The 21,786-nt window shown below is 31.8% G+C and carries 20 protein-coding genes; 3 read left to right on the top strand and 17 right to left on the bottom strand.

Annotated features, from left to right (window positions below; all coding sequences use genetic code 11):
* Positions 1 to 107 precede the first annotated feature (107 nt).
* Positions 108 to 572: a CBS domain-containing protein gene (locus Q4512_RS06615; RefSeq protein ID WP_303423181.1), complete on the top strand. Its 465-nt coding sequence runs from the start codon at positions 108 to 110 to the stop codon at positions 570 to 572.
* 5 nt (positions 573 to 577) lie between these two features.
* Here the strand turns inward: Q4512_RS06615 and Q4512_RS06610 are convergent, their stop codons facing one another.
* Genes Q4512_RS06610 through Q4512_RS06595 form a run of 4 tightly spaced genes read right to left on the bottom strand, consistent with a single transcriptional unit; the run spans position 578 to position 2,529 of the window.
* Positions 578 to 928: a hypothetical protein gene (locus tag Q4512_RS06610; protein WP_303423179.1), complete on the bottom strand. Its 351-nt coding sequence runs from the start codon at positions 926 to 928 to the stop codon at positions 578 to 580.
* Positions 929 to 930: 2 nt separating this feature from the next.
* Positions 931 to 1,461, bottom strand: a complete 531-nt coding sequence (locus tag Q4512_RS06605) for a GNAT family N-acetyltransferase (RefSeq protein ID WP_303423177.1) — start codon at positions 1,459 to 1,461, stop codon at positions 931 to 933.
* On the bottom strand, positions 1,462 to 1,956 hold the full coding sequence (locus tag Q4512_RS06600) for a DUF6265 family protein (RefSeq protein ID WP_303423175.1): 495 nt from the start codon (positions 1,954 to 1,956) through the stop codon (positions 1,462 to 1,464).
* A gap of 12 nt (positions 1,957 to 1,968) precedes the next feature.
* On the bottom strand, positions 1,969 to 2,529 hold the full coding sequence (locus Q4512_RS06595) for an HNH endonuclease (RefSeq protein ID WP_303423173.1): 561 nt from the start codon (positions 2,527 to 2,529) through the stop codon (positions 1,969 to 1,971).
* A gap of 170 nt (positions 2,530 to 2,699) precedes the next feature.
* Here Q4512_RS06595 and Q4512_RS06590 point away from each other — a divergent pair, with 170 nt between their 5' ends.
* Positions 2,700 to 3,032, top strand: a complete 333-nt coding sequence (locus Q4512_RS06590; protein ID WP_303423171.1) for a single-stranded DNA-binding protein — start codon at positions 2,700 to 2,702, stop codon at positions 3,030 to 3,032.
* A 121-nt stretch (positions 3,033 to 3,153) separates the two neighbouring features.
* Entirely contained in the window at positions 3,154 to 5,889 is a 2,736-nt protein-coding gene (locus Q4512_RS06585) for a T9SS type A sorting domain-containing protein (RefSeq protein WP_303423169.1), read from the top strand.
* 66 nt (positions 5,890 to 5,955) lie between these two features.
* Here Q4512_RS06585 and Q4512_RS06580 read toward each other — a convergent pair whose 3' ends face one another.
* The 13 genes from Q4512_RS06580 to Q4512_RS06520 all read right to left on the bottom strand — a co-directional run bounded on the left by Q4512_RS06580 (position 5,956) and on the right by Q4512_RS06520 (position 21,785).
* Positions 5,956 to 6,819, bottom strand: coding sequence for a DMT family transporter (locus Q4512_RS06580; RefSeq protein ID WP_368389410.1), 864 nt, complete (start codon positions 6,817 to 6,819; stop codon positions 5,956 to 5,958).
* A gap of 19 nt (positions 6,820 to 6,838) precedes the next feature.
* Complete coding sequence (locus Q4512_RS06575) at positions 6,839 to 7,366, bottom strand: LacI family DNA-binding transcriptional regulator (protein ID WP_303423166.1); 528 nt, start codon at positions 7,364 to 7,366, stop codon at positions 6,839 to 6,841.
* 9 nt (positions 7,367 to 7,375) lie between these two features.
* Positions 7,376 to 8,041: a bifunctional 4-hydroxy-2-oxoglutarate aldolase/2-dehydro-3-deoxy-phosphogluconate aldolase gene (locus Q4512_RS06570; RefSeq protein ID WP_303423164.1), complete on the bottom strand. Its 666-nt coding sequence runs from the start codon at positions 8,039 to 8,041 to the stop codon at positions 7,376 to 7,378.
* 11 nt (positions 8,042 to 8,052) lie between these two features.
* The gene (locus Q4512_RS06565) at positions 8,053 to 9,075 is read right to left on the bottom strand and encodes a sugar kinase (protein ID WP_303423162.1); all 1,023 of its coding nucleotides are present in this window, start codon (positions 9,073 to 9,075) and stop codon (positions 8,053 to 8,055) included.
* 316 nt (positions 9,076 to 9,391) lie between these two features.
* The gene (locus tag Q4512_RS06560; protein WP_303423160.1) at positions 9,392 to 10,156 is read right to left on the bottom strand and encodes an SDR family NAD(P)-dependent oxidoreductase; all 765 of its coding nucleotides are present in this window, start codon (positions 10,154 to 10,156) and stop codon (positions 9,392 to 9,394) included.
* A gap of 37 nt (positions 10,157 to 10,193) precedes the next feature.
* The gene (locus Q4512_RS06555; protein ID WP_303423158.1) at positions 10,194 to 11,477 is read right to left on the bottom strand and encodes an MFS transporter; all 1,284 of its coding nucleotides are present in this window, start codon (positions 11,475 to 11,477) and stop codon (positions 10,194 to 10,196) included.
* A gap of 35 nt (positions 11,478 to 11,512) precedes the next feature.
* Positions 11,513 to 12,214 (bottom strand): FadR/GntR family transcriptional regulator, encoded by a 702-nt coding sequence (locus Q4512_RS06550; RefSeq protein ID WP_303423156.1) that lies wholly within the window; start codon positions 12,212 to 12,214, stop codon positions 11,513 to 11,515.
* Positions 12,215 to 12,358: 144 nt separating this feature from the next.
* Complete coding sequence (locus tag Q4512_RS06545) at positions 12,359 to 13,255, bottom strand: polysaccharide lyase family 7 protein (RefSeq protein WP_303423154.1); 897 nt, start codon at positions 13,253 to 13,255, stop codon at positions 12,359 to 12,361.
* 17 nt (positions 13,256 to 13,272) lie between these two features.
* A complete protein-coding gene (locus Q4512_RS06540) occupies positions 13,273 to 14,145 on the bottom strand; it encodes a PKD domain-containing protein (protein WP_303423152.1) in 873 nt (290 codons plus the stop codon).
* A gap of 18 nt (positions 14,146 to 14,163) precedes the next feature.
* On the bottom strand, positions 14,164 to 15,612 hold the full coding sequence (locus Q4512_RS06535; protein ID WP_303423150.1) for a RagB/SusD family nutrient uptake outer membrane protein: 1,449 nt from the start codon (positions 15,610 to 15,612) through the stop codon (positions 14,164 to 14,166).
* An 18-nt stretch (positions 15,613 to 15,630) separates the two neighbouring features.
* Complete coding sequence (locus tag Q4512_RS06530) at positions 15,631 to 18,738, bottom strand: TonB-dependent receptor (protein ID WP_303423148.1); 3,108 nt, start codon at positions 18,736 to 18,738, stop codon at positions 15,631 to 15,633.
* 372 nt (positions 18,739 to 19,110) lie between these two features.
* Positions 19,111 to 19,482, bottom strand: coding sequence for a cupin domain-containing protein (locus tag Q4512_RS06525; protein ID WP_303423146.1), 372 nt, complete (start codon positions 19,480 to 19,482; stop codon positions 19,111 to 19,113).
* Positions 19,483 to 19,505: 23 nt separating this feature from the next.
* Entirely contained in the window at positions 19,506 to 21,785 is a 2,280-nt protein-coding gene (locus Q4512_RS06520; protein ID WP_303423144.1) for an alginate lyase family protein, read from the bottom strand.
* Between the last annotated feature and the right edge of the window lies 1 nt (position 21,786).

Below are 21,786 nucleotides of genomic sequence, written 5' to 3'. Positions count from 1 at the left end.
TAAAAGGTGTCTTATTTTGTATAAAAATAGGAAATAATAATTAGCCGTTTCTGTTTAGGATAAATCATTTATAATCAGTATATTTAAGTTTACTAAACGCTATTATTATGGGAATAAAAAGTTTTCAAGGAGCTAGGAAACAACAACAAGTTGTAGACCAAACGCAATTAAAGGTAAGTGATTATATGACTAGAAGTTTAATTACTTTTAGACCCGAACAGTCTGTAGAAGAAGTTATAGAAACGCTAATTACAAATAAAATTTCTGGTGGGCCAGTTGTTAATGAAAACAACGAATTGGTAGGTATAATTAGTGAAGGAGATTGTTTAAAGCAAGTAAGTGATAGCAGATATTATAACATGCCAATGGCACAAGATAATGTAGAAAAGCGAATGGCTAAAAATGTAGAAACCATTGATGGAAACATGAATGTGTTTGATGCAGCTAATAAATTTTTAGAGTCTAAAAGGCGTCGTTTCCCTATTGTAGAAGAAGGAAAATTGATTGGTCAAATTAGCCAAAAAGATATACTAAAAGCAGCATTACAATTAAAAGGACAGAGTTGGAAGTAATTATTTTAACTCTCTCGTTTCACTAACGCATAATAATCGCCCTCTAAAGGTAAATAACCTTGATCGTACACAAAGTAATATATGGTTCCTGCTTTTGTGGTGTATATACTTGTAAAGTAATTAAAATCGAAACCTTTTTCTATCAGTTTTGCTCTAGATGTTTTTGTTTTTTGTTCTGGATTGAGCACTTCTAAAATTCTATAATTTTTACGAAGTCTATTATTCGTATTGCGAATTAAATTTTTACTATCCTTATTTACCTTGTTGTTATAAGCATTTCTGCAAGCATCACTACAAAATTTCTTATCTATTCTGCCAACAATTTTATCGCCACATTCTGGGCATTTTTTTTGCATAGTTATTTGTTTTCCAGTTTATACCATCGTAAGTTCATTTGTTCTTGTTCAAAATAAAAATCTTCTATATAGTGTAATCCAATTTTTAAAAGCGCGTTGTGCGAAGCTTGGTTTCCTATTTCTGTAGTAGCATAAATTTCTGGAAGTTTTAAAACTTTAAAGGCATAATCTATAGCCGCTTTTCCAGATTCGGTTGCATAGCCTTTTCCCCAATATTGTTTAATAAGTCTGTAACCAACATCATAATATTTAGTAAAGCCATTCATGTTGTATTCTGTATTTAAACGCAAACCAGACCAGCCAACAAAATCTCCTGAAGCTTTTTCGATAACTGCAAACCTACCAATACCTCTTTCTTTATATTGAGAGAGTACACTTTCTAGTATTTTTTTAGACTCATCTATTGTTTTAACAGGTTTGTTCCCTAAGTATTTGTGTACATCTGGGTCCGAATCTAAAGCAAACATACCATCTAAATCTGTTAGCCTAAGTTCCCTTAAAAGAAGTCTTTTTGTTTCTATATGAAATTGCATTTAGTGTTTTTTGTACTTAAATTTCACTTCTTCGGTTTCGCCTTTTTCTTCAATAACCACATAAATATTTATTTCTTGATCATTTACTTTTTCGAAAGTGAATTGGTCAAAGTATGCGCGATTATTTTCTATTTTAATCAATTTAGCATCTACGGTTACGTCTTTTTCTTCCCAACCTTTAAAATCATTTCCAAAATGTTTGAATTGTAAAACTAGCGTGTTTTCAACTTGTCTTATTCCTCCAAATTCATAAAAAACAACACGATTATCTATAACTAGTTTAAAAGAAAACATCATCGAATCTCCAAGTGGAGGACTCCAAATTTCTTCAGTAATTCCCCCAAAAGCTTCCCCTTTCCAGTGTCCTTCCATCCAAAAAATTTGACTTAAATTTGCTTTTGGAGATTGCATTCCATCTTCAAATTTTAACGTGTTAACTTGCGCATTACAAGTAGTAAATATTAATATAAGTACTAATAGATATAGCTGTTTCATTGTTTTAAGAAGTTAAAATTCTGTCACGTGCCCCCAATTTTCTCCAGATTTAATTCTGTATAACTGCATTTCAGAAATACCAAATTGTTTTGCTATTAAACGCATTCTAGTTTTACGATTAGGGTCGAATAATTTTCGTTTAATCATTTTTACTTTACCTTCAGAAAGTTTAAAATGTTTATGGTTTTCTTTTCGTTTTATTTTGCTTTTAATAACTAATGGATTTTTTAAATTATGAGTTGTCACTTCTTGCCGAGTTGCCCAGGCCAAATTAGAAACCACATTGTTTTTCTTGTTAAAATCCTTATGAATTACAAAAGGTTTGTTTTCTGGGTTTTCAATAAATAATTCAGCCATAATACGATGTACGTATACTAAATTTGTTTTTTTATTCTTTTTAATTGCTGAAAATGCTTCGTAACCATTAATTTCAGAACATTTAAAGTTTAATTTTAATTGTTGGTGTTTTTCACTATAAATCCTTCCAAGTGAAGATATATGGTACTTCTCATTAGTACGCCAAGTATCTTTTGAAATCGTTTGCCAGTGTTCACCAGATAATTTGGTCAACATATTATTTGTTTTTAGGAGTTTTAAATATACGAAATTTTCCGTTTACAAACGACTACAAGCATTTACAAACGATTTTAAATGTGTAACAACCGAATAGCACTTGTATGTTGTTTCATCTTTGCAGTGTTGAATGGAACTAATGAAATTCAATATAATAAAAACCTTATCTTATGAATACGTTAAGAAACAAAGTACAGTTAATTGGAAACTTAGGAAACGATCCAGAAATCATTAATTTAGAATCTGGTAAAATGCTTGCCAAATTTTCAATAGCTACCAATGAAAGCTATAAAAACGCACAAGGCGAAAAAGTAACAGATACGCAATGGCACAATGTTGTGGCTTGGGGAAAAACAGCAGAAATAGTAGAAAAGTTTGTTACTAAAGGAAAAGAAGTGGCAATAGAAGGAAAGCTTACCACTAGATCATGGGAAGACAAAGAAGGAACCAAACGTCACACAACTGAAGTAGTCTGTAATGAGTTATTACTATTAGGGAAGTAATTTTATTAATTTATTTAAAGAAAAGCGACTTTTGTCGCTTTTTTTTATTGTTTAAAGTGAATAATTGTTAATTGATTAAAAAAAACGTAGTATTAAAAACTATTAATTAATCCATAACTTTATGAAAACAATTGCACACCCAAAGTCTTGCTATTTTTGGTTTTTAGCAGTTTTGTTGCTAACGACCAATGTGATGGCTCAAAAACCCACATTAAAGAAAAATTTTGAAATTGATTTGCCCAAACTGGAGCAAGATTATGAATTTAAAGACAATATAAGGGTAGATAAAAACACTGGTTTTCCCATTGCTATTTATGGAATTGCATACGCATTAGAATCTAATAGTCCAGAGAATATGGCGAAGGCCTACTTACTAAACTTTAAGGAAACCTTTGGTCTTAACAAAGAACAAATAGAACAACTAAAACTTCACGCAGTTCGAACTAGTGTTTCTGGAACAACAGTTAGACTTAGGCAATACGCTTATGGATTACCAGTTAATTCTTCTGAAATTACAATAAACATTAACTCTAAAAACGAGGTTACTTATGTAATGAATGCATTTAATTATAATGTGAAACTGAATAGGACTAATCCATCCCTTTCTTTAAGCCAGGCACAAAATATTGCATATAGATATTTGGGAGTTAATGGTGCTTTTCAATATACAAACAATGCACTGTTTATTTATCACGATACCTCTTCTAGGTTAGCGTATAGAATTAATTTTATCTCTAAAGATATAATTGGAGAATGGGATGTTTTTGTAGATGCAAATAGTGGAGAAATTTTTAAAGCACTTGATATTTCATTTTATTGTAATGATGGAAACGGGAATAAAAACTTAGAAAAAGATAATAATGAAACCTGTAAGGAGGAAAGTATAAGCTACCCATTTGCTACAGGTACAGGTAATGTATTTGATCCAGACCCATTATCTTCTGCAATGGTAGCCTATGGTAGTGGCGGAATTACAGATGGTAGCGATGCAAATTCTACTGCATTAACAGCACAAACATTTAATGTATCTCTTTTAGATATTGAATTTTCGGGTGGAAATTATCATTTAAAAGGGCCTTATGCAGAAGTTGTGGATAGCGAGTCACCTTATAATGGGCTATTCTCACAAGCTAGTTCTAGTTTTAATTATCAAAGAGCGGATGATGCGTTTGAAGCGGTAAATGTATATTATCATATAGATGCTTCTATGCGTTATATAAATACTGTATTAAATATTAATTTATTGCCATATCAATATACTACAGGAGTGCGTGTAGATCCACATGGTTTAAGTGGCAGTGATAATTCACACTATTCTAGTGGATCTGGAGAGCTTGCTTTTGGTGAAGGTGGTGTCGATGATGCTGAAGATTCTGATGTGGTACATCATGAGTTGGGTCATGGTCTTCATGACTGGGTAACTAACGGAGGTCTTTCGCAAGTTAATGGACTTAGTGAAGGTAGTGGTGATTATTGGGCGCAATCTTATAATAGAAGTTTAGGGAATTGGAGTGCATCAGATGCTGCATATAATTATGTTTTTAATTGGGATGGACATAATGAATATTGGAATGGAAGAACAACAGATTATGGTGCATCTTACCCAGGAGGGTTAACAGGAGGGATTCATGCCGATGGTCAAATATGGTCTACATGTTTAATGAAAATATATGATATAATTGGTCGTGCAAAAACAGACAAAATATTTTTAGAAGGTCTTGGGATGACTAATGGATCTTCTAGCCAAGATGATGCTGCAAACGCTGCATATCAAGCAGCTATTAATATGGGATATACTGCAAGTGAGTTAACTACAATACATACCGAATTTACAGACTGTGGTTATACTTTACCTGCTTTAGCTGCTCCACCAGTTGCAGACTTTACAGCAGATAATATTAGCATTTGTTTAGACACCAATAATACCGTTAATTTCACAGATACGTCTACAGGAGTACCAACGTCTTTAGCTTGGACTTTTGAAGGTGGAACTCCAGCAACATCGACAGCAGAAAATCCAACAGTGACTTATGCTGCCCCTGGAACATATAATGTGACATTAGTAGCTACAAATTCTTTTGGTTCAGATACGGAAATTAAAACAGGTTATATAACTACCTTATCAGGGTCTGCTTGCCCAATAATTACTTGTGCTACAAAAGCTAGTACAAATGTTCCATTAGACATTCCGATTACAGGAACAATGGGGACTACAACTTCTACAGTAGCTATTTCAGGAGCCGATGTAATAACAGATGTTAATGTTTTAAATTTAATTGGTACACATACATATTTAGGTGATTTAGAGGTAACTTTAACGAGTCCTAGTAATACGGTAGTTTCTTTATTTAGTAGTATTTGTGGTACAGATGAGGATTTTGATATTCATTTTGATGATGCTGCAAGTAGCGGAACACTACCTTGTCCATTAACAGGAGGTGGAACCTATCAGCCAACAGGAACTTTGGCAGATTTTAATGGTGAAGATCCTAATGGTACTTGGACTCTAACTATTGTTGATATTTATAATGGAGATAGTGGTCAATTAGCTTCATGGTCTTTAGAAGTTTGTTCAGAATCTACGTTGTCTGTAACAGATACATTAGATGTAGATAGTTTTGTTATCTATCCTAACCCAAATACTGGAACCTTTAATATTAAGATGAATACTATTTTAGACGAGGATATTAATCTTTCGGTATATGATGTTAGAGGAAGAGTAGTCTATGATAAAAAAATCATGAATACTTCTAGTTTTAATGAAACAATAACATTAGATCATGTACAATCGGGATTGTATTTAGTAAAAATTAAATCTGGAAATAAATCTATTATTAAGAAATTAATTATTGAATAATTTTAAAAAAGATTTTATAGGTTAAAAATAAAAGCGGCTTTGGTCGCTTTTATTTTTATAAATAACTTATTTGAGCTCTTTTTTAGTAGAAAAAACTTTTGACTGCTTTACTAATACATTTAATACCAAACCAGTAATAATTAAAAAGATACCAAAAATACTTAGAAGCGAGTAGGTTTCCTGTAACCAAATAGCTCCAATTAGCATCGTGAAAATAACTTCAATATATTTTAATGGAGCAACTAGATTAATTTCGCCAGTTTGTAATGCTTTGGTCATGTAAAGTTGTCCAAAATACCCATAGACGCCAAGACTTAATAGTAATAACCATTCTAATCCTTTTGGGCTCGTCCAATGATTAATACATAAAACGCCACCAATAATAGCAGAGATAATCATAAAATAATTTACAATTACAATAGGATGATCTTTGGCACCAATTTTTCTTATAAAAATATATACTAATCCTGTAAACACAGCAGAAATAATGGCGTAAACTAATCCGATATTATTGATTTGATTATCAAAGCCTTTTAAAATAACAACACCAATAAAAGCGACACCAAAACATAACCATTGTAAATGTTTTATTTTTTCTTTAAGTAAAAACAAAGCGAAGACAGCAGCAAAAATAGGAGAGATGTATCTAATAGAAACAGCTGTTCCCATAGATAGGTGTTTAATAGACATAAAAAACAATGTCATTGCAATACAGCCAACAATTCCTCTAGAGATAAGTAAAAGTTTTTTGTTTCCTAGAAACGAAATTTTATTTTTAATTAAAAAAGGAATTGTGAAAAACAAGGTTCCAATTGACCTAAAAAAAACAATTTGGTACACATTAAAATAACCGAGTTTTTTTACAAATACATTTAGTAGTGCGAAGGCTAATGCACTAATAGACATATAAAATATAGTTTTTTTGTGCATGAACTAAATTGAATTTACGCTAACTAATTAGATTTTTTAAAGATTTTTTAAAACTCAAAATTACTTCTTCTTTTAGTTTTTTTCTACTTTGAAGATTAGAAATTTCAATATATTCAATAGGTAATTGATTATTAATAAATATGGAAGAATTATTTTGTTTAAAATTAGAAAGCATGATTGCAGCATCTACACTACCATCATTGATGTTTTTTAAACATTCTTCTTCTTTTTCCTTAGATGAAAAAGATTGAAACAATAGCAATCGATAGCCATGTTTAAATGAAAATTTTTGTATTTCAGAGATAATACAACTATAACAAGAGTCTGTTATTTCTGGAACTATTATAGCCAAAGTTTTGGTTCTTTGTTTTCTTAAAGATAAAGCTGTAAAGTTAGGTACATAATTGTTTTCTAAAGCAATATTTTTTATTAACTCTTTAGTTTTAGAACTAATATCGCTTTTGCCATTTAAAGCTTTAGATACTGTAGAAACAGAAAATCCAGATAGATTAGATATACTTTTTAGTGTTATTGTAGATTGATACATTAACAGTCGTTATTTTAACTTTTGAATAATAGTTATTGCAGTTTTGGTAAGCTCTTCAATTTTACTATAATCGTAGTTGCCATCTTTATTTTTAGCAATAAGCTTAGATCCTATTCCTACACAAGTAACACCAGCATTAAACCAAGACTCTAAACTTTCTTGTGTTGGCTCAACACCTCCAGTAGGCATGATACTTGTCCATTTACAAGGGCCTTTTATTGCTTTTACATAGCTTGGGTTATATGCATTACCAGGAAATAATTTAACTATTTCGCAACCTAGTTCTTCAGCTTTAGATATTTCAGTTAACGTTGCACAACCAGGAGACCAAAGTACTTTTCTTCTATTACAAACAATTGCAATATCTTCTCGTAAAACAGGTGTTACAATAAAATTTGCACCTAATTGCATATAAAGAGATGCAGCAGCAGCATCTGTAATAGAACCAACTCCCATTATCATTCCAGGTAGCTCTGCTATTACATATTTATTAAGAGCTGCAAAAACTTCAAAAGCAAAATCACCTCTGCTCGTAAATTCTAGAAGCCTTGCACCACCATCATAGCACGCTTTTATTATTTTTTTGCTTACTTCTATATCTTCATTATAAAACAAAGGAACTAAGCCTGTTTTTTGCATTACTGTTGCAACTTCAATTCTTGAGTATTGTGACATTTTGTGTTTTTTTATCTGGAAACCTTTCCTGAGGCATCACCATTTAATAATTTTTCGATTTCATCTAGTGTAATTAAATTACAATCACCAGAAATAGTGTGTTTTAAGCAGCAAGCGGCAACCGCTATATTTAATGCTTTTTGTTTATTGGTAGCATTGTTTACTAATCCATAAATTAAGCCACCCATAAAAGCGTCTCCACTACCAACTCTATCTACAACAGGAGTAACCTCCTTCACATCTGCGTTGTAAATAGTTTTTCCATCGTATAATATACCTCCAATTCGTTGATGCGATGCACTAACAGAATACCTTAATGTAGTTGCTGTAGTATTTAAATTAGGACATAATTTAAATATTTGATCGTATAAAGAAGGTAAGGATTTTTCGTCTTGGTAGTTAGGATTTACTTTATCTTTTCCTAACATAAAAAATGCGGTATCAATATCTCCTAAAATAACATTACTATACTTTAAAAGTTCTGGCATTACTTGGTTTGGTTCTTTTCCGTATTGCCATAATTTTGACCTATAGTTTAAGTCGGAAGAAATAGTAACCCCCAATTTATGTGCAACTTTAATTGCTTCTAAACATTCGTCTGCAGCAGATTGTGAAATTGCAGGAGTAATACCGCTCCAATGAAACCATGTAGCGTCTTTTAAAACCGATTCCCAATCTATGGAACCTTTTTCTATGGTAGCCATAGAGCTGTTTGCTCTATCATAGACTACATTACTACCACGGGTTCCAGCTCCAGTTTCTAAGTAATAGATACCCAGTCTGTCTCCACCGTAAATAACATTTTTAGATTCTACATTAAATTTGCGCATCTCTTTTAATGCACAAGCTCCCATTTCATTTTTTGGTAGTCTAGTAACAAATTCGGCTGGAATACCATAATTTGCTAAAGATACTGCTACATTAAATTCTCCACCACCATAAGAGGCTGCAAACTTTTTCGCTTGAGAAAATCTTAAATGACGCTCTGTTGAGAGTCTTAACATAATTTCTCCAAATGTGACAATCTTACTCATTATTATTTATTTAATTACAAAACTTCATCTTTTAGAATGATAAATAGTTTTATTCTTAAACATTATCTTAAACGTAGTGTTTAAAAAGGGTTGTGTTTAAAAATAAAACTATTTAGTTTCTGTTAAAAATTTAAATTTATCTAAATGCTAATTCTTCATTAATGTTATTGTTAACTCGTTTTATAAAAGAGGTCTTATAAGAAATTATATATGTTACTAAATCTGTAACTTAACTTCAGATGCTTGACTTTTCTTTTAATGATGTTATACCAATAACTTCTCTTTTAAATTTAGATATTTATTTTTCGTTTTTAAGTTATATACCTAATGCTTGACCACCACCAATTTGAATAGTTTCAGCCGTTATGAAAGAAGCATCTTTACTAGCTAAGAAAGAAACAACCCCAGCTACATCTTCTGGTTGGCCTAATCTACCTAACATAATATTGTTTGCCCAAGAAGCAAATACTTCTGGTTTTGTTGCTTTAATTTGTGCGTGAAAAGGTGTGTCTATAGTACCTGGAGATACTGCATTTGCTCTAATACCATATTCGGCAAGATCTTTAGCTAAGGCTCTAGTGATAGCATGTACTCCAGCTTTAGATGTTCCGTAGATACCAGCTCCTGGTCCTCCAGCTGTCCATCCTGCATTTGAGGTATAGTTAATTATAGAAGGATGTTCTCCTTTTTTAAGAAACGGTATTGCTGCTCTTGATGCAAAAAATACAGAATCTAAGTTTAATGCCATTACAAATCTATAAAAGTCTGTAGTCATTTCTTCAAATCTAGAACGACCTCCTAAACCACCTGCATTATTTACAAGTACGTCAATTCTACCATATTTTTCACCAATTTTAGTGATGTTATCTGTTACTTGATCTTCTTTAGTAACATCAAATCCATAATATTCTGCACTGATTCCTTCATCGGTTAACTCTTTTAATCTTTTAGCTCCCGCTTCATCATCAATACCATTTAATACTACAGTATATCCATCTTGACCTAATCTTTTTGCTACTTCAAATCCTATTCCTCCAGTTGCTCCTGTAACTATGGCTAATTTTCCTTTGTTTTTACTCATTTTTTTTTTTTTTTTCTATGATGTTATGATAAATATTTTAGTTTTTTGTGTTATCTACTAGCCTTACTTTTTTAATAAAAAAGAAAATGGATAGTACTGCAAGTATAACAGATACTGTAATTGCTATAAATGCTGGTGTATAAGATCCTCCTTTGGTAATTGAACCAATAAACCAGTTCATAATAATAGGAGATACTGCAGCTATTGTACCAGCTAATCCTGCTAATGTGCCAACAGAAGGTCCTTTAAACAAGTCACTAGATAAAGTTTGGATATTACCTATAGCAAATTGGAATCCAAAAAGTGCAATTCCTGCTAAGTATATAAATGTCATATAGTTAGAGTCGGTTACAAATAATATAATAGAAACAAATCCTATTATTATTAAAAGACTTCCTAATACTATACTTGCTTTTCTACCAGTATTTACATTGGTACGTTTTATTAATTCTTCAGTAAATAAGCCGCCTAGTATCCCTCCAGCTGCAGCCATTAGATAAGATATCCACATGGTTTTCCCAATTTCTTCTATACTAAGTCCAAATTTAGAATTTAAATATATTGGCATCCAACCAGCAAAGAACCACCAAATTGGTTCTATAAAAAATCTGCATAATAAAACACCCCAAGGTTGTTTGTAACTTAGTATTTTACCAACGCTTAAGCTTTTAGATCCTTTAACTGCAACGTCATTGTTTTCAATTCTATCATTCAGGATTAAGTTTTTTTCATCTTCTGTAATCCAAGGATGATCTTCTGGTTTAGATTTGTTTAAAATATACCAAGGAATTACCCATAATAAACCTAATGCACCTAGTATTAAGTAGGTTGATTTCCATCCAAAATGTGCATATAGAAAAACGATAATAACTGGCGCTATTACATTACCAATGGAAGCACCGGAATTAAAAATACCTTGCGCTAAAGCTCTTTGTTTAACAGGAAACCATTCTCCATTACTTTTTACAGCACCAGGCCATAAACCAGCTTCCCCTAGACCAAGTAAACCACGAACTAAAGATAAGGAAACGACACCTCTTGCAAGTGCATGAAATGCAGCAGCAGCAGACCATACAACAATGGATACAATAAATCCTAAACGAGTTCCTATTTGATCGTATAACCTCCCTGATAAAAATTTACTTGCAGCATAGGTAATCATGAAGATATTAAGCATTAAAGCATAATCGGAATTATCCATGCCAAGGTCTTCACCCATTTGCGGCCAAAGTAATGCAAATGCAGTTCTATCAATATAGTTTATAACAGTGGCAATAAAAATTAATCCTATAATCCACCATCTTAATCCTTTTAGTTTCATGTATATTTTTTAATGTGTTAGTTAGTAATTACAGTTTAATCATTATAACAATATTGGTATAATTCACTAAAATGATCTTTCATTTTTTGTTTGGCTAACTGTGGATTTTTACTTTTAATGGCATTGTAAATTTCTTGGTGTTCTGCAATACCTTGTTTTGCTAAGTCTTTATCACAAACATGATATTTCTCGAAATTTGTAATAATTTCAGGAGTAATAATCAACATGAATGTGTTCATAGTACTATTTCCACTTGCTTTTGCTATTGCTAGATGAAAAAGTAAATCTTCTTGAACAGCATCTTCATTATTTATTACTTTATTTGAGTACGCATCTAGTGCTTCTTTCATTTTTTGCAAATCTTCTTCGGTTCTTCTTAATGCTGCTAGTCGTACCGTTTTTAATTCTAATAAAATTCTAGTTTCAACTAAGGATTTAAATTCTGGCGATTCTAATCTTAGTATATCTTCAATCATCCCATTCATTGCTATTACACCAATATTAGCTACAAATGTTCCACTTTGCGGAATAGATTCTAATAATCCATAAAATTCTAATTTTTGAATTGCTTCTCTTACATTACTTCTAGATACTTCAAATTTTTCTGAAAGAGTTCTTTCTGCTGGTAGTTTATCTCCAGGTTCCAGATTCTTTAAATTTATTAAATCACGAATACTAGCAATGATGTGTTTTTGTATATCAAAATTTTCAGTTTTCGTAAGTATCTCTAATTTCATAAATCAATAATTATATAATGTCTGTTTATATGATAAATGTAATAAATTTCATTTAGAAAGAACTTTATAGTTTAGTTAAACTTAAAGGCCTAATTAAGACCTTCTAAGTTTAACTTAATCACAATAAGACTAATCAAAATATTTTTAATGTGTGACTTCTAATTTATAGTATCTAACTTTTGCATAAGCGCCTTCATCTCTACTTTGAAAATAGTTCCCTGCTTTAAAATAATTTTCAAAGATTCCCCATTTTGCCATATGAATATTTTTATATACTTTATAATCTGTTTTATTTAAAATAATAACCATTTTGCCACTGGATATTTCTACTTCGAGTGTGAATTTTTTAAATCCAACTTCTTGTTCAAAAGTGTAACCATCGTCATTCCCCCAAGCATCTTTATGTAGCATTTCTTCTTGAGTAGCATTTAGGTTTTTTAGTTCTTTGGTTTTTACTCTAATTTTACCTTTATCCCAATAAATTTTTAATATTGGAGGTGCATTATTGTCTTTTTGACCAATTAGATCTCTTTGTTCATTTGTTAATCGACCATGAATTTGCATGATGATTACTTTATGATATTTACCTTCACTATCTTTAGTAACCTTATCCATTGCCAATTCGCCTTTCATATAGGCGCCATCGGCAAAGGTCCAGTTGGTATTATTATCGCCAGGAACCATTTGCTCTCTTAGCTCAGACCTAGAATATTTAGTGTTAGCTGTTGTAGCATTACTAGGATAAGCATAGAAAACTAAAGCTCCTTTAGTGGAGTCGTTATACATATATTTTGTTAAACGCTCGTCTGTTGCATAATTTAAAATTTCAGGTGGTTCAATATTCATCGCTCCACCTTTTGCGTTTAGCTCTGGAGTGGTTACACTCCAGTGACTTAAATCTATCTCAGGAAGTTTGTATTTTTTCTTCTTTTTTTTCCTCTTTTTAACTTCTTTCGTTACAGTATTTTTTTGTGCTTGACAATTGGCACTAACAGAAGAAACTAGAAAAATAAACAAACCAATCTTGAGATATCTAAACATTTATTTAATTTATAGATTTATTGTACATCGATAGTAACATTATCTATCCAAGTGTTATCTGTATTTCCATCATGATCAAAAACAATAGCGATGTCACCATTAGCTCCTGTTTCAAAGGCTAATACATAGTCATCATAATTATCTACACCTAATGCATTTGTTCCTGATCCTTGCGCTAACAAAGTTGCACTTGCAAATTCACTAAAATTGGATAATTGACCATCAACAATACTTGCTCTAATACTATCCCCAGAACCAATAGCTCGGATAGAATATCTAAATCTTAAAACATAACTTGTATTAGGAGATACGGTTATTGCTTGGTATGAAACTCTATTGTCTGCGCTTCCAGCTGTGTATTTAGCAGATCGAGTACCACCATCTCCATTACTTGATGTTTGATGTATAGATGCTCCACTAATTCTCCAACAATCTCTACTGTCTTCACAAAGAGGATCTCCGCTACTTTCAAATTCCCAACCTCCAATTACAGGAACAATAGCTTCTGGTTCTTCTGGTTCTGATACGACAACATCTAAAGTAATAGAATCAGATGCGCCATTAGCGTCACTTGTTGTAAATGTTACAGGGTAAGTTCCTTCAGCATCAAATGTGTATGTTGGATCTTGATCTGTAGAAGTATCACCGTTTCCAAAATTCCAAGAATAGAAAGCGGATTGCGTTGAAAGATCTGTGAAACTTATTAGTCTAAAATTATCTACATCTGCTGAATAAGAAAAATCAGCTGTAGGTAAAATAGTATCTTCCTGAGAATTTGAGTCAGGTAAATCGTCTCTAAAGGCATCTTCACAACTAATAGTAAAACTAGCTGCTACTATACTTAAGAGGAATAATGTTGAATTACGGAAAATATTTACTTTATTTTTCATAGTTTAATTTTTTAAGTATTAATATCCTGGATTTTGAGTTAAAAGACCACCACTAAGATTTATTTCTCTTGCAGGGATTGGTAATAATAAAGCTTTTCTTGGATCATATACATATCCCATTTCATCGGAATGCGCACTAAGTACAGCATCTAAAACACCAAATCTAACTAAATCGAAGTAACGTTGATTTTCGAAAGCAAATTCTACACGTCTTTCACGTAAAAGTTCTTCTTTTGTTACACTTGTAACGATGTTTGGAGCCGTATCTGGAAAAGCTCTATCTCTTACTTCTTTAAAAGAGTTAAGTGCGTTTGAGTTACTTGTTTCAGAACTTTGTCCCATAATAGCCTCTACATGCATTAAAAGCACATCTGCATAACGAATTGCGATATAATCATTACCCGCATTTCTTGCATTAGGACCATAAGGAGTTGGTGAAGCATTAGCATCAAAACCATCTGGTAAGAATTTTGCAACTTCATTAGAACCTAGAACGGTTGTATATGAAATATCTGTTCTTATACCTCCATACATATTAAAATCTGCTATAAGATTATCATTAACAATATTTTGACCATCTTCTCTACCTGCACGAACTCCTGAAGTAAATTCTGAAGAAAAACTCTGACTTTCATTAGCATCACCCGACAGGTATTGAATTGCAAAGATAATCTCGTTATTTAGTTCGTTATAAAAGACATCATAATAGTTAGATTGTAAAGAATATTGTCCACCAATAATCGATTCGCATAATTGTTGCGCAGCAACATAGTTTGTTCCTTGTGTTAAGTAAACTTTTGCTAATAGCGCTTGTGCTGCAGCTTGTGACGCTCTAGATTTGTACGTGTTATCTAAAGTGTTAGCAGCTTCTAATAAATCTTCTATAATCTGTTCGTATATTAAATCAGAATCAATACGTGTAAAAAGAGCTTGGTCTTCTTCAGGTCCTAAAACAGTGGTTACTAATGGTACATCACCAAATAATCTTACTAAGTTAAAATATGCATAAGCTCTTAAGAATTTAACTTCTGCTGTATATTTGGCACGATTACTATCATCTGCAACATCCATAAAGTTTAAGACATTATTTACTCTAAAAATAACTTCATACATAGATTGATAATAATCTTCAGATTCTACATTGTTTGCAGTAACTACATATCTATGAAAATCGGATTTAGATCCTTCTAGTGTTGCATTTCTTGTATTATCTGTACGGTGTTCTGTTAAAAGGTGTTCAAACTGCACTCCTCTGTTAAAATCCCCTATGTTTGTTTCTGTATTTTCATTCACCCCTTGAAGGGCATCATACACTCCTATTACTCCAGCTAATACATCTGCATCTGTTTCAAAAAACGTATCAACTACAACTACAGTATCTGGTAATGGGTTTAAAAACTCTTCTGTATCACAGGAAATAAAAATACTTCCTGCTAGAGCTACTATTAAAAATTTTATGTTTTTCATAATTTGATGTGTTTATAATTAAAAATCAACGTTTAAACCGAAAGATATTGTACTATATATTGGCGTACCAGCTCTTTGAGAACCATATGCTCTAGGATCTGTACCATCTATATGCTCAGGGTTAAAACCATGGTAATCATCTGCTGTAATATAAATTAAATTCTGACCAGTTGCATAAAGTCTAAGTCCTGATAAACCTAATTTTGATGTTAAATCATCTGGGAAATTATACCCAAGGCTTACATTACGTAATGAAAAGTAGTCTGCACTTGCAATTACTTCACTAGTTAAAACTTTTTCTTGAATAAAAGATTCATGAGGTACTACACCATCTGAAACTGCTTGTGCTTCTCCACCAGCTCTAGTTCTATTACCAAACCAGTTATAGAAGTATTGATCTCCAATGTTATTTACTTGTGCACCTAAGCTACCTTGTAACATGAAAGAAAAATCAAAGTCACCATATTTAAATTCATTAGTAAAACTATATACTAAGTCTGGATAAGGATCACCTAAAATAGTTTTATCCTCATCAGTAATAATACCATCACCATTTAAATCTTTTACGATAGTATCATCAGCTTGACCATTAATTCTGTTCCAAGGGTTGTCTACATAATTAGTTCTAAATTCTGTTTCGTTATACGCTTCTTCGTCTACAACATAACCCCAGAAAGAAGAAATTGGCTCTCCAATTCTATTAATCCATTGTGAATTTCTACCATAGGTATCTTCAATTAATGCATTGTTTGAATCCCCAAAACTAAGTAGTTCGTTTTTATTCGTAGAAGCAATTATAGTAGAGTTCCAAGAAAATTTCTCACTACTAATATTTTTAGTTCTTAATTCAAATTCCCAACCTCTGTTTTGTACTTTTCCTAAGTTTACTATACCTCCAGAAAATCCAGTTACATAAGAAACAGGGTTTTCTAATAGTAATTCATCACTAGTTCTTTGGTAATAATCTACCGATCCAGAAATTTTATTGTTGAATAATCCAAAATCTACAGCAGGGTTAAACTCTTCAGAAGCTTCCCATTGTAATAATGCATTAGCAATATTAAGTGGAGATACACCAGGAGAAATACTGCCATCACTAACCGCATTAGAGTTTTGTAATAAAGCTAAGTAAGGCCATGCATTTACCACTTCGTCACCAACATTAAAGTTTTCAGAACCTGTAAGACCATAACTAACTCTAAATTTTAGTTTGCTTACAACATCACTATCACTTAAAAAATCTTCGTTATGAGCATTCCAACCTATAGAAGCTGCAGGGAAATTACCCCATTTAGTATCAATTCCAAAAACAGAACTACCATCACGTCTAAAAGAAGCAGATAATAAATATTTGTCTGCATACGCATAAGTAACTCTACCAAAGTAACCTACTTTTTGTAGTACGGTGTTGATTTCTTCAAATTCAGAAATACTTGTTGCACCTTGTAAATTTTTAAGTCTATCACTAGTATACCCTGTACCAGTTACATCACTAGTGCTACTTTTTCTTTGTTGTATTGTTGCACCTGCTAATATATTAAGTTCATGGTTTTCACCTATTGTAGTAGAATAATTTAATGTGTTATCTGAAATTAATCTAGTACGAAATCTGTTTTGTAAGTTATATAATGCTCTACTATTCCCAGATGCATGATATTTTGTTCCATCCCATCTTTCTCTTTTTCTTTGGTCTAAAGTTAAACCTAAAGAAGTTTTTGCTGTAAGCCCTTCAATAATGTCATAACTTAAATAAGTAGATCCATATAGTTTTGTATTGTATTCATAATGTTCTCTTTCTACGTATTGTGCATAAGGGTTTGAATCTCCTGAAGTACGTGGTCTTTCTGTATTACCATCATTATCTAAATCTAAATTCATTAAATGATTTTCGTAGAAATAATCACCTGCTTGTACATCTGGGTAAGCCGAAGTATTAACAAACTGAAGTGTTTCTTCTGTATGGTAAATTGGCAACCATGGCGATTGACGTGTTGGGTTATGAATTGAAGTAGGTAATCTTCTTTGTTTTGTATAAGAAGGAGTTGCACTAATTCCAAATTTTAGTTTGTCACTTAATTCAGTGTCAATTTTTATTTTCCCAGTCATTAATTTATAATCATCTGTTATAACAACACCTTCATCATGAAGATATCTTAAAGATGTACTAAATTTTGTTTTTTCAGAACCACCTCTAGCTGCAAAAGAGTGACTTGTAACTGTACCTCCATCAAAAAATACATCTTGCCAATCTCTGTCTACACCTGTAGTTGCAACTAATAACTGCGCGTATAATGTTTCACCAGAAAGTGTTCCAGTTGCAGCTTGCTCTTTTTTAGCCCAATCTGCTACACTTTTTCTATAATCATCACTTCCATGAGCTTCTTTAAATCCAGTGTACGTTTGGTAACTAAATTTAGTTTTTCCAGATTTACCACTTTTAGTAGTAATCATAATTACACCATTAGAACCTTCACTACCATAAATAGCTGCAGATGCTGCATCTTTTAATACTTCAAAAGATTCTACATCATTCATGTCTAAATTTCCAAGAAAATCAGAACTTACAACTATACCATCTACTACTACAGCAGGACCAGAGTCTGCGGTTATAGAACCAACACCTCTAATGGTAATTGTAGGTGCTCCACCAGCTTCTGCATTTGTTGCTTGAATATTTACACCAGATACTTGACCTACTAAAGCGTCATCTACTCTTGAAACAGCAATTTGATCCAGTGTTTCATTTTTTACTTTCGATATAGCACCAGTCAAGTGACTTTTCTTTTGTGTACCATAACCAACTACTACTACTTCATCTAAGCTATTAGCATCTGCTGCTAAAGAAATATCGATAGAGCTTTGGTTATTAACAATCACTGTTTGCGATAGGTAACCAATGTAAGAGAATTGAATTACATCTCCGTTTTTTACTTGTAATTGGTAGTTACCATCAAAATCTGTACTAGTTCCTGTACTAGTACCAACAATAATTACATTTACACTTGGTAATGGCATATTGTCATTTGCATCTACCACTAGCCCTTTTACTGTTACGTTTTCTTGGGCAAAGGCAGAAATGCACATGAAGAGTAATGCAAATAATGCCGATTTAGCTTTTAAATTCATAATTGATTTTTAATTTTTAGTTAATTAATTTGTTTTACTAAAAACACAATCATTAGGCAAGTATCAATATGTTTGTTACTTTTGTAATGTTATGTTTTATTACATAATTACTTCCCGTCAAAGAAGTTTTTTAAAAAAGGATAGGTTATTTTACTTGTCCTTTTTTTGTTTTTTAAGCCCAAAATTAAATTGGTTTACCAGATTGGTTTACCAAATATATATAAAATTTTGTTAATTCCAACGTTTTCGTAATTTTTATATGTTAAAATAGGTGATATTTAAGTTAAAATAGCAAACATTGGTATTTTGCTTAAGCGCTTTATTTTGTTTTTTTATAAAACTCTCTTTTATAATGTAATTGTCTTTTTGAGTCTATTTATCTCCAAAATAAGAAACAGAATCACCACTTAAGAAATCTTCTCTTACTGGGCTAAATGTATCAATTAGTTCCCCTTCTTCTAGACAAACTGCGCTATGTAATAAATTTGGTTCAATATAAACGCCATCTCCAGCTTCTACAATTTGCTTTACACCATCAATTTCAAATTCAAATTTTCCAGAAACACAATAGGTAGCTTGTGTATGAAAATGTTGATGCGGTGCGCCTAATGCTCCTTTATCAAATTTGACTCTTACCATCATGATTTGGTTATCGTAACCTAAAAATTTTCTAGATACTCCTCCTCCAAGAACTTCCCAGTCCATGTTTTTTGTGATAACATATTTTTCACTAAATCTTTTCATAATTTTAATTTAAGTTGGTTTATTTATTTGAAATAATAAGAACCAGACCACTCATAATTCTTATTGTTAATTTTTATACTATGTTTTGTCTCTTTTGAAGTGTTTGTATTTACTGTAATAAATATTTTGGTATTATTATTTATAGTTGTTATCGCTATTGCAGTATAATCTGTTGTGTCTAAAATTACTTGTAAAGCTGCAATAGTACTATTTGAATTTAAAGCAGATTCAGAAATTGGACTATAACTACCATGTGTTTCTATTATGGAAACAAAAGTGGTATTTTTTGTATTTTTTCTTCTTAAAATTACTGCAGGGTCTCTTCTTAGATTAAATTCTGGGTCGTTTGCACCAATTCTGGTAAACAATAATGCATCATTGGCATTAGTTACAGTAGTTAAGGTATAGAATTTATTTTTATTTAGCCATGAGAATTTAGAATTATCTGTATTTGCTTTTGCAGTAGCTTCGACAAATAAATGTTGATACCCATTTTTAGTTCCTAGTGGTTTTAATGTTTCGGATGTTTGGAAATCGAAATTTGTTTGTAAAACTTGTCCGAAATAGTAATACGGAAAATCGTATTGGTTCGCTGAAGCTGAAGTTATCTTCATGATATCTAGCATAAATGGTTTTTCGAAATCTTTTTCTTTAATGATAGCCATTGTGCGAAGCATTTCGGTTCCTGGATATGCGTTTGTTTCTTTAGCGCTCACGATTTGTACGTTTTCATTTTCTGAAGAGAAATAATGTAAATCGGAATGATGTAAACTTCCAATATCATATTTTCCTGTAAAATGAGAGGTTTCATTTTGCGTAACAGTATTATGTGCAATAGTTTGTTTTGCCCAAGTTTTATTTTCTTTAAGATAATTTCCTCCACCTTTTTGTTCAATATTTACAAATCGTGCTAGACCATAATCTTGAATCACTTCTTCTCCTTTTTCATATAACGAATAGGATAACTTATCATAGTGCCCATGGCTGGATCCTTGTGCAGCATATTTAAAAACAAGTTCGATATCTTCGTTTCTTAAAATACCAACACCGCCTTGTGTTCCTTCTGGGCCGTCGGATAAGTTAATGGATTTTTTAAGAAACGGTTTTTCTTTGCCATTTTTTATACCCAGTGCTACTGCCAAACCAGAATCATCTAATAGGACTGTATTTTGTTCTTTTGCAATAGATAGTAAACCAGGATCTTGTTTTCCAAAATGATACGAAATATCTACTGCAGTAACTAAAGCACTATTATAATATGACATACCTTTTTGTCCATCGTTAAGTGGAAAAAATTCCCCATCTGCATCCGATAAATTTAAAAGTGCATTTATAGATTTTAGTAGTACTCCTTCTTTATATTCAAAAATCTTCAATTCTGGCTTTACATTATGAAGACCCTCTGCAAAAATTAAAAAAGGATACATAGCATAACGCTGGTAATATGGCCCTTCATTATAATAGCCATCTGGAGAAAAAGGTTCTTCAATATTTGCTAAAAAGCCAGCTTTTCCATCTTTATTTAAAAATCCACCATCATCATCTTTAGCTTTTGTGTCTAAATCGACACCTTTAATTCCGTATAAAGCACGATCTATTAATTCTTGGTCATTCATTACCAAACCAATCATACCAACAGCTGCATTACCCCAAGTACTGTGGTTGTGAACTCTTTGGTAAAATTGCGGGCTATCTATAGAAATATGATCTGCAAATGGCTTAAATAAATTGTTTTCTAATTTGTTGCGTTCTTCTTCGGTTAAATAATTGTAGATGCAATCGTACGCTTGACTTACATAAACCAACCAGTTAGAATCGTTTAAGCATTGCCAGAATAATTTCCCTCTAGCATAAGATCTAGTTTTTGGGTGTAGTGGAAGTGTTTTGTATAGTTTTTCGTATTGCATCAACATGTCTTTAACATATTGCGCATATTTTTCATCGTCTAATATTTGATATAAAACACCAGCTTTTTGTAGTACTACCCAATTGCGTTTATGTCTTACGTGTGTATAACCACCGGAATAATCTTTAGGAATTGGAACTTCTATACCTGCTTTAATTTCTGCATCAATTTCTTCTTTAACTGCTTGAAGTGAATTATCGAAAATTGGAATGGACCCTAATTGTTCTCTAATGTTTTTTACACCCTGAGCGGTAAGAATTAATTTTGGATGCTCTTGTGAAATGGATGTTTCTGATTTAGAATTTGTACCAGCTGTATTTTCTTTTTTACAAGAAAATACAGTGAATACAATTGCGACTAAAGCAAATTTAAATATGAAATTTTTAGATTGTGTCATG

Source organism: Oceanihabitans sp. 2_MG-2023 (genome assembly GCF_030547245.1).
Classification (GTDB): Bacteria; Bacteroidota; Bacteroidia; order Flavobacteriales; family Flavobacteriaceae; genus Oceanihabitans.
This window is presented reverse-complemented; position numbering and strand designations above follow the sequence as displayed.

Excerpts from the sequence above, each read along its gene's own strand:
- Q4512_RS06575 (WP_303423166.1), bottom strand. The coding sequence starts at position 7,366 with ATGTATCAATCTACAATAACACTAAAAAGTATATCTAATCTATCTGGA.
- Q4512_RS06525 (WP_303423146.1), bottom strand. The coding sequence starts at position 19,482 with ATGAAAAGATTTAGTGAAAAATATGTTATCACAAAAAACATGGACTGG.
- Q4512_RS06580 (WP_368389410.1), bottom strand. The coding sequence starts at position 6,819 with ATGCACAAAAAAACTATATTTTATATGTCTATTAGTGCATTAGCCTTC.
- Q4512_RS06550 (WP_303423156.1), bottom strand. The coding sequence starts at position 12,214 with ATGAAATTAGAGATACTTACGAAAACTGAAAATTTTGATATACAAAAA.
- Q4512_RS06530 (WP_303423148.1), bottom strand. The coding sequence starts at position 18,738 with ATGAATTTAAAAGCTAAATCGGCATTATTTGCATTACTCTTCATGTGC.
- Q4512_RS06520 (WP_303423144.1), bottom strand. The coding sequence starts at position 21,785 with ATGACACAATCTAAAAATTTCATATTTAAATTTGCTTTAGTCGCAATT.
- Q4512_RS06540 (WP_303423152.1), bottom strand. The coding sequence starts at position 14,145 with ATGAAAAATAAAGTAAATATTTTCCGTAATTCAACATTATTCCTCTTA.
- Q4512_RS06585 (WP_303423169.1), top strand. The coding sequence starts at position 3,154 with ATGAAAACAATTGCACACCCAAAGTCTTGCTATTTTTGGTTTTTAGCA.
- Q4512_RS06610 (WP_303423179.1), bottom strand. The coding sequence starts at position 928 with ATGCAAAAAAAATGCCCAGAATGTGGCGATAAAATTGTTGGCAGAATA.
- Q4512_RS06545 (WP_303423154.1), bottom strand. The coding sequence starts at position 13,255 with ATGTTTAGATATCTCAAGATTGGTTTGTTTATTTTTCTAGTTTCTTCT.
- Q4512_RS06535 (WP_303423150.1), bottom strand. The coding sequence starts at position 15,612 with ATGAAAAACATAAAATTTTTAATAGTAGCTCTAGCAGGAAGTATTTTT.
- Q4512_RS06555 (WP_303423158.1), bottom strand. The coding sequence starts at position 11,477 with ATGAAACTAAAAGGATTAAGATGGTGGATTATAGGATTAATTTTTATT.
- Q4512_RS06560 (WP_303423160.1), bottom strand. The coding sequence starts at position 10,156 with ATGAGTAAAAACAAAGGAAAATTAGCCATAGTTACAGGAGCAACTGGA.
- Q4512_RS06590 (WP_303423171.1), top strand. The coding sequence starts at position 2,700 with ATGAATACGTTAAGAAACAAAGTACAGTTAATTGGAAACTTAGGAAAC.
- Q4512_RS06605 (WP_303423177.1), bottom strand. The coding sequence starts at position 1,461 with ATGCAATTTCATATAGAAACAAAAAGACTTCTTTTAAGGGAACTTAGG.
- Q4512_RS06565 (WP_303423162.1), bottom strand. The coding sequence starts at position 9,075 with ATGAGTAAGATTGTCACATTTGGAGAAATTATGTTAAGACTCTCAACA.
- Q4512_RS06600 (WP_303423175.1), bottom strand. The coding sequence starts at position 1,956 with ATGAAACAGCTATATCTATTAGTACTTATATTAATATTTACTACTTGT.
- Q4512_RS06570 (WP_303423164.1), bottom strand. The coding sequence starts at position 8,041 with ATGTCACAATACTCAAGAATTGAAGTTGCAACAGTAATGCAAAAAACA.
- Q4512_RS06595 (WP_303423173.1), bottom strand. The coding sequence starts at position 2,529 with ATGTTGACCAAATTATCTGGTGAACACTGGCAAACGATTTCAAAAGAT.
- Q4512_RS06615 (WP_303423181.1), top strand. The coding sequence starts at position 108 with ATGGGAATAAAAAGTTTTCAAGGAGCTAGGAAACAACAACAAGTTGTA.